General features: G+C 41.5%; 1 pseudogene. It reads right to left on the reverse strand.

From position 1 onward, the window contains the following. Nucleotides 1–269 (reverse strand): annotated as a pseudogene (locus JHD69_RS20500) (serine hydrolase domain-containing protein); the annotation flags it as partial. Between the last annotated feature and the right edge of the window lie 145 nt (nt 270–414).

A 414-nucleotide genomic window follows, 5' to 3' on the forward strand; every position in this document is an offset into this window, starting at 1 on the left:
TCCGTTATAATATTCGTGCCCAGGCCCATTGTCCTCTTTTCATCTTTGTAAAAGGTTCTTTCTGTTATCATAGCGGCTTTACCTATTGTGGTTTCTTGATTTAAAACGGCCTTTAAAAAAGTAACCATATCGGCAGCATTAGATTTTACCAATCCGGCAGGTGCCGTAACATTCCACTTGAAGAACTCTTGTATACCACCGTTAGGGTTATGGCCCGTAGTTCTGTTTTTGGCCTCAAATTCTTTAGTCAGCGTATTGCTTAACCGCAATGGCTTGATTATTTTGCTCCTGATAATCTCATCATAGCTTTTTCCGTATACTTTTTTAAAGGCCGTTTTAAATCAAGAAACCACAATAGCTGTCTCTTATACACATCTGACGCTGCCGACGAACCACGACATGGGGGGGGAGGGT

Source organism: Pedobacter sp. ASV12 (assembly GCF_016429155.1).
GTDB lineage: Bacteria > Bacteroidota > Bacteroidia > Sphingobacteriales > Sphingobacteriaceae > Pedobacter.